Annotated in this window: 12 protein-coding genes; 2 read left to right on the top strand and 10 right to left on the bottom strand. The window is 69.8% G+C overall.

Annotated elements, in window-relative coordinates; translation table 11 throughout:
- Positions 1–36: 36 nt before the first annotated feature.
- Together VM221_12190 and VM221_12185 are read left to right on the top strand one after the other, a co-directional pair.
- Positions 37–1,383: a sulfatase gene (locus tag VM221_12190; GenBank protein HUT75579.1), complete on the top strand. Its 1,347-nt coding sequence runs from the start codon at positions 37–39 to the stop codon at positions 1,381–1,383.
- A 198-nt stretch (positions 1,384–1,581) separates the two neighbouring features.
- Positions 1,582–3,966, top strand: coding sequence for a glycosyl transferase family 36 (locus VM221_12185; GenBank protein ID HUT75578.1), 2,385 nt, complete (start codon positions 1,582–1,584; stop codon positions 3,964–3,966).
- Between the two features lie 145 nt (positions 3,967–4,111).
- On the opposite strand, the gene VM221_12180 is transcribed toward VM221_12185, so the two are convergent.
- The 10 genes from VM221_12180 to VM221_12135 all read right to left on the bottom strand — a co-directional run bounded on the left by VM221_12180 (position 4,112) and on the right by VM221_12135 (position 16,721).
- Entirely contained in the window at positions 4,112–7,003 is a 2,892-nt protein-coding gene (locus tag VM221_12180; GenBank protein HUT75577.1) for a phosphotransferase, read from the bottom strand.
- 64 nt (positions 7,004–7,067) lie between these two features.
- Positions 7,068–7,532, bottom strand: coding sequence for an FHA domain-containing protein (locus tag VM221_12175; protein ID HUT75576.1), 465 nt, complete (start codon positions 7,530–7,532; stop codon positions 7,068–7,070).
- Positions 7,533–7,696: 164 nt separating this feature from the next.
- Complete coding sequence (locus VM221_12170; GenBank protein HUT75575.1) at positions 7,697–7,825, bottom strand: hypothetical protein; 129 nt, start codon at positions 7,823–7,825, stop codon at positions 7,697–7,699.
- Between the two features lie 44 nt (positions 7,826–7,869).
- The gene (locus VM221_12165) at positions 7,870–8,832 is read right to left on the bottom strand and encodes a methyltransferase domain-containing protein (protein ID HUT75574.1); all 963 of its coding nucleotides are present in this window, start codon (positions 8,830–8,832) and stop codon (positions 7,870–7,872) included.
- A gap of 77 nt (positions 8,833–8,909) precedes the next feature.
- The gene (locus tag VM221_12160) at positions 8,910–10,679 is read right to left on the bottom strand and encodes a hypothetical protein (GenBank protein ID HUT75573.1); all 1,770 of its coding nucleotides are present in this window, start codon (positions 10,677–10,679) and stop codon (positions 8,910–8,912) included.
- Between the two features lie 18 nt (positions 10,680–10,697).
- Positions 10,698–12,173, bottom strand: a complete 1,476-nt coding sequence (locus VM221_12155) for a glycosyltransferase (protein HUT75572.1) — start codon at positions 12,171–12,173, stop codon at positions 10,698–10,700.
- Positions 12,174–12,213: 40 nt separating this feature from the next.
- Entirely contained in the window at positions 12,214–13,269 is a 1,056-nt protein-coding gene (locus VM221_12150; GenBank protein HUT75571.1) for a glycosyltransferase, read from the bottom strand.
- Between the two features lie 2 nt (positions 13,270–13,271).
- The gene (locus VM221_12145) at positions 13,272–14,774 is read right to left on the bottom strand and encodes a glycosyltransferase (protein HUT75570.1); all 1,503 of its coding nucleotides are present in this window, start codon (positions 14,772–14,774) and stop codon (positions 13,272–13,274) included.
- 6 nt (positions 14,775–14,780) lie between these two features.
- Positions 14,781–15,767, bottom strand: coding sequence for a glycosyltransferase family 2 protein (locus VM221_12140; protein ID HUT75569.1), 987 nt, complete (start codon positions 15,765–15,767; stop codon positions 14,781–14,783).
- Positions 15,768–15,866: 99 nt separating this feature from the next.
- A complete protein-coding gene (locus VM221_12135; protein HUT75568.1) occupies positions 15,867–16,721 on the bottom strand; it encodes a sugar-binding protein in 855 nt (284 codons plus the stop codon).
- Positions 16,722–16,735 lie beyond the last annotated feature (14 nt).

Below are 16,735 nucleotides of genomic sequence, written 5' to 3'. Positions count from 1 at the left end.
TGCGCCGCCCTCGCGGGCGGCGGGTGCCCGCGCAGCATGACCACCAACGGCTGGCCCGAGGCCGAACCCCCTGCGCGCGCGAACCTTGCCGCGGCGCAGGAGGCTTGCGGCGCGGCAAATATCGTGATCTGTGTCATCGACGCCGCGCGCGCGGACCACCTGGGCTGCTATGGCTACGACCGGCCCACCACGCCGGAGATAGACCGCGTGGCGGCGCACGGCACGCGCTTTACCCATGCCGTGACCGATGCCCCCTTCACCCTCGCCGCCATTACCTCGCTGTACACCGGCCAGTACTACGATACCCACGGCGTGTCCACCGCCTCCATGCGCATCCCGACCGAGTTGGTGACCCTGCCCGAGGCCTGTCGCGCGGCGGGCATGCGCACGGCCGTTATCACCGGCAGCGGGATGATCATTCGCGGCCACGGTTTGGGCGACGGCGTTGACCATTTCCAGGTCATCCTCGACCGCGACCCGGCGCAGGGCAGCGTCCCCGCGCTGCGCAAGGCCTGGGGTGCATGGCTCGACGACAACCGGGACGAGCGCTTCTTCCTCTACGTCCACATCATGCCGCCCCATCACCCCTACGAGCGCGCGGGGCCGTTTCGCGGCCGGTTCGACCGGAACTACCGGGGGGCGCTGCCGCCGACCAGCGAACTCCTGCTGCAGCGCGATGCCGACGTGCTCAAGCTGTCGCCGCGCGATGTCACGCATATGGTCGACATGTACGACGAGGCGCTGGCCTACGCCGACTGGGCGGTAGGGCGACTGGTGGACGACCTGCGCGCGCGGGGCTTGCTCGACAAGACGGTGCTGGTCCTCTTGGCTGATCACGGCGAGGCCTTCGGCGAGCACGGGCAGTTCCTGCACGGCAATACCGTGTACAATGAGATGACTCACATGCCGCTGATCTTGCGCTTTCCCGCCGGGGTGAAGGGCGCGGCGGCGGAGGTGGACAGCCTGATCCAACTCAGCGACTTGGCGCCGACCCTGGGCGCGCTGTGCGGGTTCCAGATGCCGCAGGAACAGGTGCAGGGCCTGGACGCCTCGGGCGTGATCTTCGGCGACCGCGCCAACGCGCGCCCGGCCGCTTTTTCAACGTGCCTCGCTTTGCCCCGGATTCAGCATGCGGTGGAGATCCCGGGCGCCAAGGGCATCTTCAATGACCGCGGCCGTCTGGTACAGGTGTTCGACCTCAAGGCGGATCCCCTCGAGCGCCGGAACCTCATCACCCGTCGTCCCGAGCTCGCGCAGCGACTGTCGGCGCTGTGGCGGGCGTGGGCCGAGCGCCAAACCTATATCCGCGGCGCGCCTCCCGCCAAGGAGGGCGAGCTCGACCCCGACATCCGCGAGTGGCTGCGGACGCTGGGCTATCTCTGAGCTGCCAGGACGCGCGGCCGGGCGCCGCTACTCTCTACTTGACCCCATCGCAGGTGCGAAAACGGTGCCAAGATCGCGGCGCCTTGTGCGGCCGCGCTGGCAAGGTCTGCCCTGGGCAAGGTCGAAGGCACGTTCGCGCCCGGCGAAGTGAGAGTGCGGGTCGGCGGAGCGGCATTCCGTCGGCTTCGGGGAGGCCTTATGCAATACGGTCGTTTCAGCGATGACGGCAGGGAGTTCCTCATAACCACCCACTCCCCCCCGCGGCCATGGATCAACTACCTGTCGAATGAACACTACTGCGCCCTGTGCTCGCACACGGGGGGCGGTTATTCGTTCTACGAGAGCGCGGGGTATGACCGCATCCTGGGGGGGTACCCGTCGCTGGCGGTGCTGCGCGACCGCCCGGGGCGCTACATCTACGTGCGCGACGCGGATAACCCCAAGCACTGCTGGGGGCTGACGTGGCAGCCGACGATGGTGGAGCCGGAGCGCTGGGAGAGCGGCCACGGTCAGGGCTATACCTGGGTGCGCTCGCTGTACTTCGACCTCGAGGGCGAAGTCACGTTCGTCGTGCCACGCGACGACGACCTCGAGCTGTGGCTGGTCAAGCTGCGCAACACCGGCGCGCAGCCCCGCAGCTTCAACCTCTTCTTCTACGCCGACTGGTGCCTGGGCAACTACGCCTACCACCTGACCGAGCACGCTTTCGCCGAGCTCTTCACCCAGACCTGGGTCGCGGACGGCATCATCCACGCCACCTCGCGCTACTGGAACAAGCCGACGCGCGACGGCTTGCCGCCCAATGAGGCGTGGGACAAGCTCGCCTTCTTCGCCGGCGACTTCGAGGTGCACGGCTACGACACCTCGGAGGAGGACTTCATCGGCATGTACCGCTCGTGGCACTGCCCGCTGGCGGTGGAGCGAGGGGCGTGCTCCAACACCGCCGCCAGCGGCAAGGCGGCGGCGGCGGCACTCCAGCACAACCTATCGCTGGCCCCCGGCGAGGAGCGCGAGCTGGCGGCGATCCTGGGCGTGGCCTTCGACCGCGAGGGCGTCCAGCGCCTGGTGCGCAAGTACCGCCGGCGCGGCGCGGGCGCCGCCGCCGTGGCGCAGGTCAAGTCATACTGGGATTCCTACCTTGCGCGGGTCCGGGTGCGGACTCCGGACCCGCGCTTCGACCTGTCGGTCAACATCTGGAACAAGTACCAGGCGTGGGTGACCGCGCACTGGTCGCGCATGGACTCCTACTACATCGGCGGGGGCTCGATCGTGGGCTTCCGCGATAGCTGGCAGGACCTGCTCGGGGTCTTGCCCAACGACCCCCGGTGGAGCCGGCAGCGCATGCTCTACCTGCTGCGCCACCAGTTCTCCGACGGTAGTTGCCTGCACAACTGGGACCCGCGCACCGACATCGGCGTCAAGAGTGGGCATTCCGACGACCCCTTGTGGCTCGCTCTGGGCATGGTCTTCTACCTCAAGGAGACGGGCGAGTTCGGCCTCCTGGACTCGCGCGTGCCCTACCACGACGGCCCGGAGGGAACGGTCTACGAGCACCTGGTGCGGGCGATTGACTACACGTTGGGCCGCTTCAGCCCACGGGGCCTGCCGCTGATGGGCGCCGCCGACTGGAACGACGGCCTCGACTTCGTGGGACGCGAGGGGCGCGGTGAGAGCGTGATGGTGGCCGGCCACCTGTGCTGGATGCTGCACGAGGTGCGCGAGCTCGCGCAGCGCCGCGGCGACGAGCGGCGGGCGCGGCGCTACACCGCCGAGTGCTCCTTGCTCGCCGATCGCGTCAATGACCTATGCTGGGACGGCGAGTGGTATATTCGCGCGACCACGGATGAGGGCCGAGTGCTCGGCTCCGCGCACGACGAGGAAGGCCGCATCTTCCTCAACGCCCAGACCTGGTGCGTGATCGCGGGCATCGCCGCCGACGAGCGCGCGCGGCGGTGCCTGGACGCGGTGGCGGAGCATCTCGACACCCCCTACGGCCCGTGCCTGTTCCTGCCCGCCTACCGTCGGCCCGATCCCGAGATCGGCATCATCACCCGCTTCGCCCCCGGCACCAAGGAAAACGGCACCATCTTCAACCACCCCGTGTGCTGGGCCATCATCGCCGAATGCAAGCTCGGACGCGGCGACCGCGCCTACGACCTGTGGCGGCGGACGTCGTTCATCACCCGCGGCGAGGAACCCGACGTCTACAAGGCTGAGCCCTACGTCTATTCCGAGTTCGTGTGCGGGCCCGATTCCGAGGACTTCGGTCAGGGGGAGTTCTCGTGGGCCACTGGCACCGCGGCGTGGATGTGGCGGGCGTGCTTGGACTGGATCCTGGGCGTCCACCCGGCGTGGGACGGCCTGAGAATAGACCCCTGCATGCCCGGCGAGTGGGAGCGCGCCGAGGTCACGCGGCCCTTCCGCGGAGCCACCTATCACATCGTAATCGAGAAGCCCAGGGGCGTATGCTGCGGCGAGGTCACGCTCACCTGCGACGGGGAGCAGCTCGCGGGCAACATCATCCCGCCCCACGACGACAATGAGACCCACGAAGTGCGCGCGGTAGTGCATCCACGCCGGTGAGGGGGACGCGCGGTCTTCATCCCCACGCGCCCCGAATGTACTCAAGTGCCGCGCACTGTGCGCGCAAGCATGGGCGCGCGCCCTGCTTCCCGAAAGGAGAGCGTAGAACGCTGACCGCCCCGACATGTCGGGGCGCCAACCCGAATCATAACTGATCCGGGTTGGCGGGGGGCAGCATGGACTCCAGGCGTGAGCGCACGATGTGCGCCGTGTCGGCGAGCGCGGAGGTGCGGAGCGCGACCGCCGACCAGTCATCGAGGTACCAGCGCAGCCGCCCCAGCCATGCCTCGGCGCCGAACTTGCGCGCGAAATTGGCGGCGGCCCCGGCGTAGCTCAAACCCTTGAACAGCGCCGCGTAGTCGGCGGCCGCGGGGGCGCCGGGGGGAAGCGGCTCGGTCTCGGCCTTGGCGACCGCCTCGTGGTAGCGCCCGAGCAAACGCTGCACCTCGGGCTCCGTCAGGTCGCTGTCGGGGGAGCGCAGCAGCGCCACCACGTCGAATTCCGGCGGGCCGATGGTGGCCTGCTCGAAGTCAAAGGCGACGAAGGCGGCCCCGCGCAGCGCGAGGTGGTGCGGCGTCAACTCGAAGTGGATGAAGGTCCTGGGTTGAGTCGCCAGCATGGCTGCCACCTCCCTGAACTGCCCCTCGATGATGCCCCACTCATCCACCGATAGGTCCGCCCGCGCCAGCTCCAGCAGTCGCCCCAGCGCGATCTTGAATGCGTCCATGTAGTAGCGCTCGCTCAGCGCCTCTTTGTCAATGCGCAGGATCTCCTCCCGCAGCCGCGGCAGGTGGCGGCGGGCGGTGGCGTGCATGGCTGCCACTGCCTCCACCGCGCGCTCCAGCACGCGCACGCGCTGCTCGCGCCCGACCTCGCCCAGCCGCTGAGCTAAGGTCGCCGGCCCCAGGTCCTCGAAGAACCCCACCGCCCGTCGCCGGTTGAGCGCGCCGCCGTAGAACTCCGGCACCGCGCACCCGTACTCGTGCAGCAGTCGCACCACCTCCGCCTCGCGCCGGTAACAGGCCGCGAAGAAGCGGATGCGCGCGGGATCGTAGCACTTGGCGATGATTGTCGCCGGCCCCGCCCACTGCGCGTCGAGGCGGTAGATCTCGTTGCGCGAGGCCCCCGGCACCTCCTCGCACCAGCGCGCCCGCGGCGTGCCGTAAGGGCAGGCGCTGAACGCCTGCGCGAACTGCTCGCCGCTGAGCCCGAGCCGGCGCGCTATCGTTCGCGTGCGTTCGTCACACTGCGGCAGCGCCGGTCGCGGCGGCGCTGCGTCCTCCGGCGCCTGCAGCCGCTGGTCGAGGTCGGCGATGCGGCGCAGCACCGCCCGCTCCATGCGCCTGAAGAGATTGCGCCGGCGGTCGTCCTGCGGCGACCGCGCCTGCCCGCCCGGCGCCTCCATCTTCTCGCGTTCGTACACCAGCAGCTCCAGCAGGTCCTGGTTGAGCCGCCGCGCCTGGGCGAGTTCGCCCCGCTCGCGCGAGCGCATGGCCTGCCGGTAGGACTTGCCCGCCAGGTCCGCCAGCCGCGCCTTCGCGCGCGCCACCACGGCGCCCAGGCCGCCGGCCTCGTCCGCACCCGCGGGCAGCATCTCCCACAGTCGCACCGCGTCGAGGATGCGATTGCGCGCGTAGTAGATCCGCGCCAGCCGCAGGGCCACGTCGCGGCGCAACACCAGGTTGCGCACGGGCACCTGCTCCCACTCCGCCAGCGCCTGGTCGTAGAGCTTGTGCTCACCGTAAACCTTGCCCAGCAGGATCCCGGCCTCGATCTCTCCCAACGGCCGCCACAGATTCTCCGCCGCCACCGGCCCCATCGCGCGGCCCACGATCGGCGTCACCCGCCAGCACCGATAGAGCGCGCGTCCCAGCACCCGCAGCGGCACTCCCCGGAACAGGGCCAGCAGTTCCTCGCCGTCGTCCGCCGGCATCAGCCCCAGGAAGAAATTGGCGCGCGCCACCTTGTGCCACGCCGCCCCGCCGAGAAAGGCGCCCATCAGGGCCAGCCCGATGACCCACAGCCAGTCCGCCCGCAGCCGGTAGTCCAGCACCCCCAGCAGCGCCAGCCCCAAGCCCGTGCCCCAGAACAGCGCCAGGATGCGCCCCTCGCGCCATCCCAGCCACTGGAAGTGATGGTGCAGCGGAGTGCACAGGAACGGCCGCCACGGCTCGCCGGTGCGATGGCGCAAAAGCTGCAGCGGCCCCCGCGCCACCTTGACCGTCCCCGTTTGCAGGATGACCGAGAGGGCGTCTATCACGAACACGCCGCCGATCAGGACCAAGGTCCATTCGCTCAGCGACACTAGCGCCATCATCGCCAGCGCCGCCCCCAGGCCCAGCGCTCCCGTATCACCCATGATCACCCGCGCCGGGGGATAGTTGAATACCAGGAAGCCCAGGCATGCGCCGACGAGCGCCGGCGCCGTCAATTGCACCAGCGAGCTGCCGATGAGGCCGACCAGGAAGTACGCCACCCCCGCGATCGCCACGCTCCCCGCCGCCAGGCCGTCCACGCCGTCGGTGAGGTTGACGGCATTGGAGGTGGCGATGATGACGACCGCGGCGAAGGGCACGTAAAGCCAGCCCAGCTCGAGGTAGTGACCGGCGAGCGGCACATAGACCTGCCCGTCCGACAGGCGCAGCTTCAGGTAGAGCCCCAGCCCCAGGCCGAGGCCGATCTGCAGTAGCAGCTTGGCGCGCTCGGACAGGCCCAGTCCCCGAGCCTTGCGCAGATCATCGGTCATGCCGATGGCGGCGAACAGCCACGCGCCGGCGATGACCGAGATGACCGCCTCGATTCCCCGCGGCGCGTCGCCGCGCATGCGCGCCGCGACCAGCGCACCGACGGCGAATGCGACCATCATGCTCGCGCCGCCGCCGAGAGGCTTGCGCGGCTTGGGGAACAGGCGGTGGATCTTCTCCTTGCCCGGCTTGGCCTCGCGCGAGACGAAATCCCCGAAGCGCCGCCGGAGCACGGCGGTGCCCACGAGGGCGAGGACGAAGGCTATAGCGAATGCGGCTGCGGAATAGAGCATGGTCGCTGCGCCGGTTGGTCGCGCCGCCAGACGCGACGCCTGGATCGCGCCCGGCCGCCGCGCATCAGGTATTGCGGAAGATGAGCTTGTAGATGCCGACGGCGATCTCGTCGCGGTCGCTCAGGCGCTCGGCGCCGATGACCGGCTCGCCGTTGAGCAGGGTGCCGTTGGTGCTGCCCAGGTCGCTCACGAAGTAGCGGTCGTCGTCGCGCCAGATCTGGGCGTGACGGCGCGATACGGTGTTGGACGGTAGCACCACCGTCGAGTCGGCGCGACGCCCGATCACCACCGGTTGATCACCGGATAACTCCGCCGCCCGCTCGACTTGCCGCCCGGTGGGCTCGAGCAGCCACAGGTGGGCGCGCCCCGGGGATTCCCGTGGCCGGGAGCCGCTCTCCCCCGTCACCAGCCGCATGATGATGGTGTCGTCATCCGCCAGCGGCGCGAAGCGCTCGAGTTCGTGCCCGCAGCTCTGGCAGAAACGGCTATCGGCGGCGCTCTCCGCGCCGCACCGCGAGCATCCGGGCATCGGTCGCCCTCCATCGAGTCCATTCTAGGCCCGGCCCCGCGGCGGTGTCAAGGCTGCAGCCTGCGAGGTGTGAACTCGGAGCGTTGGTTTGGGGCAAGCGATCTCCTCCCCCTCTCAGGGGGTCCCGACCGGAGAGATCGCTTACACTGTACCGGATACATAGCTTACACTGCGGACGAGGGTTGGTTCAGGTCAACCCGCTTGATGACATGGTGGCAAGACACGATCTCGAATACGCCGTCCACGGTGGTCGGGCGAAAGCCGACCGGGTATGCGAAAAAGGCTTTGGGCACGCGCAGTTGCCGCCCGCGGGCCGATTACGAAGGGCGATCCCGCGTCATCCCGACGCGGAGCCCAGTTTCTCCCACAAGCCGACGAACCCCTCCGCGCTGGCGACGTCCGGTATCACCAGTCCGCGCCAGTGGCAGCCGTAGCGCTCTTGCACGCACTGCATGGCCTGCGCCAGGGTCGCTGCCGACCAGTCGTGGTAGTGGATCGCGTATCCCATTTCGACCAGTTTGCGCGCCCGCGCCTCGATGGCCAGGCCGTCGGCGCACTTGTCCCAGAATTGCGCCCACTCCCGGAAGTGCTCAAGATCGCGCTCTGCCGACGGCGCCTCGTGATCGGCGATGAGGTGGTCAATGGGGGTGACCAAACGCGACCGGTCGGCGCACCTGCCGGGGTCGGGCACGACCATCAGCAGATGGCCGCCCGGACGCAGCGCCCGATGCCACGCCCGCAAGGCGCCGATGGGATCGTGCACATGCTCCAGCAGATGGCTCGCAATGATGAAATTGAGAGTCGAGTCGCCAAACGCCAGGCCCGCCCCGCCATCGCACACCACGTCGGGCATGACTAACCCGCGCTCGACCATGTTCGGGTAGTGGCGGCGTATCTGCTCCGCTTCGAGGCGGTCCACATAGTAAACCCGGCTGCGCTGCGGGTCGGTTGCGACCGGGCTGTGCAGGGGGCTGATGTCCACTCCCACGCCGCTCAGCCTGAGGCCGAGTTCGCCGCGGCTCGGCGTGCGCCGGGGGCTGCCGACAGGAGCGGGCGCAGCCGCGGGCGGCGGCGCGACGGGCCGGGGAGCGGGCGCTTCCACCGGCGGACAACGCAGGCCCTGGTGGCCGCGGCCGCACGCTCGCTTGAGCGCGCGCCAAACCCGATAGGGCCGAGAGGTGATCACACGTTGGATGAACTCCTCCCGGCGCGCGACCTCGCGCTCCAGGGCGGCCACGCGCGCCCGCAGCTGAGCGGCGCCATCCCGGCCTCCGGCCGGCGCTTGTGCATCCGGCTTCATGCGGTCTCCCTGCACAGACACTCAGGACTTCTAGTTCCGCGCGACAGGCATCCTCTCCGCCCTCGGCATCGCGCGCGTTACCCGGTCGGCGCCCACGGCCGCGAGCCGCCGATCACCAGCAGCCGCCCCACATCGTCCGCCAGCAGCCGCGTCGGCGCGCGCACCAGCCGGTTGAAGTTGAATAGCGGACCCGGCGGGACCGAGACGTTGTTCAGGCAGTAGATGACCACATCCCATCCCCGCGCCAACACCCCCGCCGCCTGCAGGGGGTTTGATAGCGCGTACCGCGCCGCGAACTGCCCCAATATCGCCTGCGGCAACTCCTCCGGCCGCCTCAGAACCAGGCTCAACGAGACTTCCGGCAGGTCGCGCCGCAGGCGCTCGACCAAGCGCCCCAGCGGCCCCGGCGGGCAGGTTTTCACCACGAGGATCCGCTGCGGTGGGCCTTCACCGCCCTCCGCGGCGCGCAGCGATACCCGTCGGCCCAGTTGCGCCAGCTCGTCCTCGACCGCCAACAGCCCCCGCCAGAAGGAGGTCTCGCCCGGGGTCGCCTCCCCCCACTCGGGCCGGGCCTCTAGCAGCGATGCGCGAATGAACTCCAGCTTGCGCTGGTTCGTCTCCCGCTGCCAGCCCTCGGGCCGCACGTAGTAGTGGTACCGGCGCAGGAAATAGGCCAGGAAGCGCCGGAAGACCTCGTCCTGCTCGGGCGTCAGGCCCTCGGTCGCGGCGGCCTCGAGCGCCTGCCGCAGCGACCCGACGTCGGTCACGTCGCGCGTGAAGCCCTTGTGCGAGTAGATGCTGCGCCCCAGCACCACCGCCGGCTTGCCCAGCAGCAGCCCCTCGAATCCCACCGTCGAGTTGCGCGTGACCACGATGTCGGTGAGGTCCATCAGCGAGTGCAAGGGCACATCCTTGCCGACGACCCGGCCCGCGTCGCCCAACAGCTCCTGGTAGCGACTCGGGTCGGTCATATCCTCGGGGTGGGCCTTCAGCAGGACGTAGAAATCGCGGCCGCCGCCCGCTTCCACCAGCGCCCGCGCCACATCGCTGTTGGTCGGGAAGTGGGGGGAGAAGAGGATGGGGTTGGTGTCCAGGTCCAACTGCACCGGGCACAGGATGACCTTCGCCCCGCCGGGGACTCCCAGCTCCCGCGACAGGTCCTCGCCGGCAGTCGCAGAACCCACCGCGATCACACTGCGGCGCTCGGCGGCGTGGCGCTGCCGATAGTCAGCGACGATCTGCTCGCCCTCGGCGTCCAGGGGCCGGGCGGCGATCTCCTCCCACTTCGGCCCGCACAGGTAGGAGCCGGCATTGACGCCCTCGGTATCCATCACCATCGAATCGGGCACCAGGCCCCGCTCCGCGCACAGCGTGAACGCGCCGTGTTGCTTCGCCAGCGCCTTGATGGGGCTGTGCGGAAGGGCATAGCCGTTCCACACGAAGACCAGCCTCGGCTGCCAGAAGCGCGCCAGCGACAGGAAGCGCGTCACTATCTCGCCCGCCTCGACCAGCACCGCGCGGGCCTGGCGCGGCCGGCGCTGCATCTCGGCCAGCCGCCGGTCGAAGGTGGTCACCTGCTCCAGCGCGACGCCGTCGAAGGATTGGGGCGTGACCGCGGAGCCGAAGATCTCCCGCGGCGCGCGCGTGTAGGGCAGCAGTTGCTCCCAGTTGAGCACATCGCTGACCAGCAGCGTCGGATACCCCAGGGCGCGCAAGCGCTGGGCGGAAGGCGCGTAGCGCAGCACCACCAGCGGCTCGACCTCTTCCCGCAGGTCGGCCAGCAGCGGCTCCATCCGCTCCAGGATGGATTCGCTGTCAGAGACGACGAATAGTGCGCGCTCAGGCATGGTGTTCCCCGTCGGCGATTATCGCCTCTGCGCCTCTTCAACCAGCCTGCGATATACTGCCTCGTGAGCGGCAGTGGACTGCTCGGGGTCGTCGGGGGGCGGGAGGTTGTCGGCGAATCGGGCCAGTGCCTGGGGGTCTTCCACCACCCGCACAAGCTGCTTGTGGAGCGCCTCCGCGTCCCCCGCCGCAAACAGCAGGGCATTGCGCTCGTGCTTCAGCGCCTCCGCCATGCCGCCGATATCGGAGGCGATGATCGGCCGCCGCGCGGCGACCGCCTCCTGCATGGTCACCGGCCAGTTATCGTAGCAGATGGAGGGCAGCACCAGCGCGTGTAAGCGCTCGTAGATCTCCGGGACGTTCTCGGCCGGCACCTCGCCCAGAAACTCGATGGCGGGATTCCGGGCGTGGCGGCGCAGGTTCTCCTCATAGCGGGCCTCGCCCTTGCCGACGATGAGGAGGCGGGCGGCCTCCGGCGCCAGGCGATTGGCGGCCTCGATCAGGACCTGCACGCCCTTGTGCGGCCACAGGGTGCCGATGTAGCCAAAGACGACCGGGGGGGCTGGCGGCGGCAGGCCCACGCGACCGAATCCGGCGACGTCGACGACATTTCGGATCACGCTGATCTGTTCCGGCGCGGCCCCGTGCTCGACGAATCGCTGACGCAGGTGGGCGCTGGGCGAGATGATGTGATCCGGCGCGCCCAGCGCGTCGAACATGAATCGCGCCCGGTCCTCCATGAACATGGCATCGCGGGGATCGGGCGCCGGCGGCGGGGCTGCGGGAGCCGGGGACGGCACCAACGGGGAGGGAACGGGCGTGGGCGCACCGAACCGCGAGGCGAGACGGTGCTTCAACCCGGGCGGCGCCAGCGCCTTCAGCGGGCGCGGGATCGCACCCACCAGGCGCGAGAATCGGCTCGCAGGAGGCGGAGAGGACGGCGCTGCCGGCGCGGGAGCAACGACGGCCGGCGCCGGCTCCCGGTCCGCGTACGGGTCGAACCAGGCGTTGCCCGGATAACAGCCGGCGGGCACGCAGGCTTTGCCGCCCTGCGGGCCGGCGCACAGCGATCCGTCCGGGCGGAAGAGATTGATGCGCGGGCACAGGAACCAGAAGTCGTGCAGGGTCAACACCACCGGCAAGCCCGCCGCCTTAAGGCGAAACAGCACATTGGCTGATGACCGGATCGCGTGCTGGACGTGCACCACCTCGGGGCGAAAGGCGCGCACCGCCTCCAGCAGCAGATGCTCCAGCGCCGGATGCACCAGGCCCATCGCCATCGCTCGCTCCGGGCGCGGGCGGGAGTGAAGACGGATCACCGGTACGTCTGCGTAGGTACCGGTCGTGATGTGGTCGTGGTCGCGAGCGACATTGCTGACGTAGGCGACCACCACCTCGTGGCGCGCCCGCAGCCGCCGGGCGAGATGAAACGTAGCCAGTTCCGCCCCCGCCTGCATTTCCGGCGGGAACGCGTGCACCAGAATCAGGATGCGCATCTCACAGCTCTCGCGTCGTCCCCGGGCGGTGTGGGGCGCGTCATGACGAATCGAGCACGCGTTCGATCAGGTTGCGCCATTGGCGGGCCACCGCCTCCATCGAGAACATCTCCGTGGCCGCGGCGCGGCCGGCGGCGCCCATGCGCGCCCGCGCTTCGGGGGCACTCACCAGCTCGTCGAGCGCATGCTCCCACTCCCGCGAAGTCGCGCACACGTAACCGGCCCCCGGTTGCTCGACTGCGCGCACATAGTCATCGCTGCGACTGGCGACCACCGGCAGCCCCATCGCCATGTAGGTCGCCGCCTTGTTGGCGGACTTGATGATGCCCGGCGGCACCGGCGCGATGCCGATGTCGCCCGCGAACAGCTCGCTCCAGCAGTTGTCCATGCGCCACTCCACGAACCGTGCCGGGAACCGATAGGAGGAGACGATCTGGCGATTGTCTTTCGTGCCCCGATAGGGGTGTAGGCGCCGGCGCGAGGTAATGAAACGCACCTCGATGTCGCGGCGGCGCGCCAGGCGTTCCAGCGCTTCCTCCACCAATTCGATATACGTCACGTTGTGCACGTAGCCGGTCCACACGATCGCCGTCGGGTTGTGGGTCGCGTGCCGCTTCTGGGCGAAGAAGAACTCCGGGGCGATCGCGTCCGCCACGACGGTGCACGGTGCACCCCGCCGCTCGGCGATGCCCCGCAGGGGCCCGGCGGAGACGGTGACGTGGTGCGCCTGGGCCAGCATGCGAAACAACGCCCGCGCCTGACGGCGCAGCTCCAGGCGCGCCGACCAGCGCTCGCGGATGGGCAGCGCCCGCAAGCCCGCCAGCGTCTGCCGCAGCACTCGCTCCAGGTCGTCAGCGAAGTCGAAGATGACCTTGGCGCCCCGCGCTTGCAGCTCCGTCATCAGCCGCAGGCATGCCGGCGCGCTCCTGAGCGCGTACTTGGCGAGGACGATGGCGTCGCACCCTCCCGCGGCTTGCGGTGTCACCACCTGCGCATCCACGCCCAGGGCGCGCAGTCCGCGGACGACCTCGAAGCCCCGCAAGCGGCTGGCCGGATTGGCGATGTCGTCGTCATAGGGGATGAAGCCCACGCGCATGGTCATCGTCTCCCCGCAGGTCGGTCGGAGGCGGTCAATCCCTCGTATTCCTCCCGCAGCCGCACGGCGATCTCCTCGGCGGGGGCGACGGCGGGAGCGGCTTCCCCCAGCGCCAGCGCCAGCCCTGGCTCGTCCACGAAACGGCTCAGGCATGCCTCCAGGGCGGCGATGTCTCCGGGTGGATAGGTGAGACCGCCCCCCTGCGCACCGACGGCCTGCGCGAGGTCGCCCGCAGCGGCAGCGATGACCGGCAGCCGCAGGTGCCGCGCGTATGACAACGCCCCCGGCATCGGCTCGCGGCGCGCTGAAGGCAGTACGACTACATCCACCTCGCTGAAGAACGCCGCCAGTTGGTGCGGGGCCACGCGCCCCAGGAACAGCACTTCGCTGCCGCCGGCAAGCCCGCGCAGTTGGGCGAAGTAGTCGCCATCGGCGGGCCCGGCGATGATGAGGCGAGCGGCTCCCGGCGGCAGGCGGTCAAAGGCGCGCACCAGGGCCTCCAGCCCCCGCGCCGGATGTACGGCGCCCAGATACGCGAAGGTCAGCCTGCCGCCCGCCTTGCGGGCCCACCCGGCCAGCCGCTCCCGCTGCGGGCCGTCGGCCAGCACCAGGCAGCGGCCAGGTTGACCGCCGGCGCTTTCCAGCGATCCCTGCACCGCGGGCGAGGGGGTTGTCAACAGCCCAACGCGAGCCAGGGTGCGCTCCAGCATCTGAAACCGAAACCGGGAGTGGGCCGTCGCCCATTCGGCCCAGACCAGAGCGTCGCGGTCCTGGCGAGACGCCGGCTCCCAGAGATCGGGCGCTGCGCCGACCGCGGTTCGCCGCGCCAGGTGGCGCAGCCACGTGGGGGCGAGGCCCTTGACCGGCTGCGGCACCCGCTGCAGTGCTCGGTACCACGGCGGTATCGGCGGCTCCGCCGCCGCGCGCTGCAGAGAGCGCTGGCGCCGGCCGAGGCTGGAGAGATTACGCCGGACCTCCGCGGTCAGGGGACGCCATTCGTCGCCCGGCAGCAGCAGACAGCCCTCAACCGCACAGCGCACCCCGCCCTCGGGGCCCGCGCACGCTCGTCCGCCGGCGGTGATGAGCGACCGGCGATGGCATGTCGCCCAGTAGTCGCGCAGGGTCAGCGCAACGGGGAGGCCGCGCTCGCCGCACTCCCACACCGCCGCCGCCGACAACGGACCGAGGTCCTGAAAATGGACCAGGTCGGGGCGGAAGTCGTCGAGACCGGCGCCGAAGGCTTCTACCGCCAGGGGGTTGACCAGGTCCAGGCATTCGTTCGGCTCGGCCGGCTCGGGCAGGGTGACCGTCGTCGTCTCGACCCCTTCGTGGCTGCCGGAGCAGACAGCGGCCGGGCCTTCCCATGGGTGGTGCGGATCCGTCTCGCCCCACAGGATGCGCACCTGGTCGCGGGCGCCCAGGGCGTGAGCGAGGTCGAGGGTGAACATCGCTGCGCTGCCGACGCAGGTCGGCATGAAGTTCCTGGGCACGAGCAAGATGCGCATGATTTCCTATTCCGGCGGGCGCCAGCCGCTTCCTCTCTCGCCGATACCGAGATACACCTTGAGGCTCGCCGCCGTCTCGCCGATGCGCGAATCCTGAATCGAACGGCCGCGCCAGCGGGCGACCTGCCAGCGCCCGCGCAGGCGCAGGTAGCGCGCGCCCAGAAACACAACGTTGAGCAGCCAGTCGGCGATGAAGCCCGGCAGCGCGTAGTGCTTGCGGAAATAGCGGCGCTTCCCCCGGAAGTGCTCGACGATGCGGCGCGGCCCGAGCTTGTCGCCCACCGCGCGGCGGTGGTGAATCAGCCGCGGCTCCGCCAGAAACATGATTCTCCAGCCCGCGCGCTTGATGCGATAGCACCAGTCCACGTCGTTGAAATACAATGGGAAGCGCTCGTCCAGCCCGCCCACCGCCTCCAGCACCTCCCGGCGCGCCAGCAGGCAGGTGCCCATGGGTTGATCCACCTCGCGCGTCTCATCGTGCGCCCAGCCGGCCATGATGTAGCGCCCCCAGAGGGCGCTGCGCGGGTATCTGCGCTGCAAGCCCGAGAGGTCGGCGAACTCCGTCAGCAGCGAGGGGAACGCGAGACAGGAGCTCTGCGGCGAGCCGTCGGGGTACACCAGTTTCGCGGTGGTGACTCCCACCTGGGGATGGGCGTCCATGTAACGCACCATGTAATCGAGGGTGTCGGGCAGGGCCACGGTGTCGGGGTTGAGGGTCAGCAGGTAGCGCCCGCGGGCGGCGCGGAAGGCCTGGTTGTTGGCGGCGGCGTAGCCGAGGTTGTCGCGGTTGGCGATCAGGTGGGCCTGCGGGAACTCGGCGGCCACCATTGCCGCGCTGCCATCGGAGGAGGCATTGTCCACGACGATGCGCTCGAACCCGTGCCCGGTGACGGTCGCCTCCAGGGAGCGCAGGCAGTCGCGCAGCAAGTCGCGGGTGTTCCAGTTGACGATGCAGATGGATAGGTCCAGCTCTCGCGCGTCGGGCTGCGCCATCAGGCCACGCCACCGCCTCCAGTGGTCTGCTTACCACGATCATACACGCTTCGAGCGGCCGTGCCAAGCGCCGGCGGGCGGCGGCGCGACGGACGTAGGCTATGGCGCCGGCGCCGGCTGCTCGGGAGCGGGGGGCGCGGTGACCGTCAGCACGATGTTGCCGAAGCGAGACGGGTCCTTGATGCCCAGGATCCCCGACGTCCACTCGAGCCAGCCGTGTCGGCGGTTGCCGTCAACGTCGTTGACCACGATGTCGAAACCGAGCGCCTCCCCCTCCCCGGGGCTGGCGCCGTGCAGCTCCGACCAGGGGATGGCGATCTCGTAGGTGAGCTTGATCGGGGGAATGCCGGCCTTCACCGCTCCCGGCTTCACCTCCCGCACCACCGCCACCTTGACCGGCGACGGCCGGCCCGCGCGCTTAAGCGGGAACCAGCGCCAGGAGTACGGACCCGCCGGAGTGTAGGCGAAGCCGAACTCGCTGTCGTCCTCGTCATACCCCTGGGTGGCATCGTTGCGCGCATCCACCGCCACGATGATGCAGTCTCCTTGGAGCATATCTTCCGCATCCCCGGGCGGCGCCAGATCGTCGTCGTAGGCCTCGATCGCGAGGTACAGGCGATTACGGTCCCAGGCGGCGTAGAATCTCGCGGCTACGTCACTGGAGCCGCCGTATTCCGCCCCGGGCTGGGCCGCGCGCCAGTGTGATTCCCCCGCCAGCACTACTGGCTGGGCTTCCTCCCACTCGTCGAGCTTGCCGTCAATCGTCACCGGGGCGACGACTTGACGGGCGGCGCAGTTCAGCGGCACCGACACGTTGGCCGAGGCGCACCAGCAGACCCATCCGGCGAGCAGCGCCGTCACTGCGGCCGCCCCCGGCCCCGCGCCGCGTTGTCGAGCGCGCCGCGCGGAGATCACGGGCGAGGCGCCCATGCTCCGCTGGCAGGGCGTTGTCACCGGACGAGCCTTTC

The organism is Armatimonadota bacterium (genome assembly GCA_035527535.1).
Taxonomy (GTDB): Bacteria; Armatimonadota; Hebobacteria.
The sequence above is the reverse complement of the archived record's forward strand: the minus strand, read 5'-3'. Positions and strand labels throughout refer to the sequence as shown.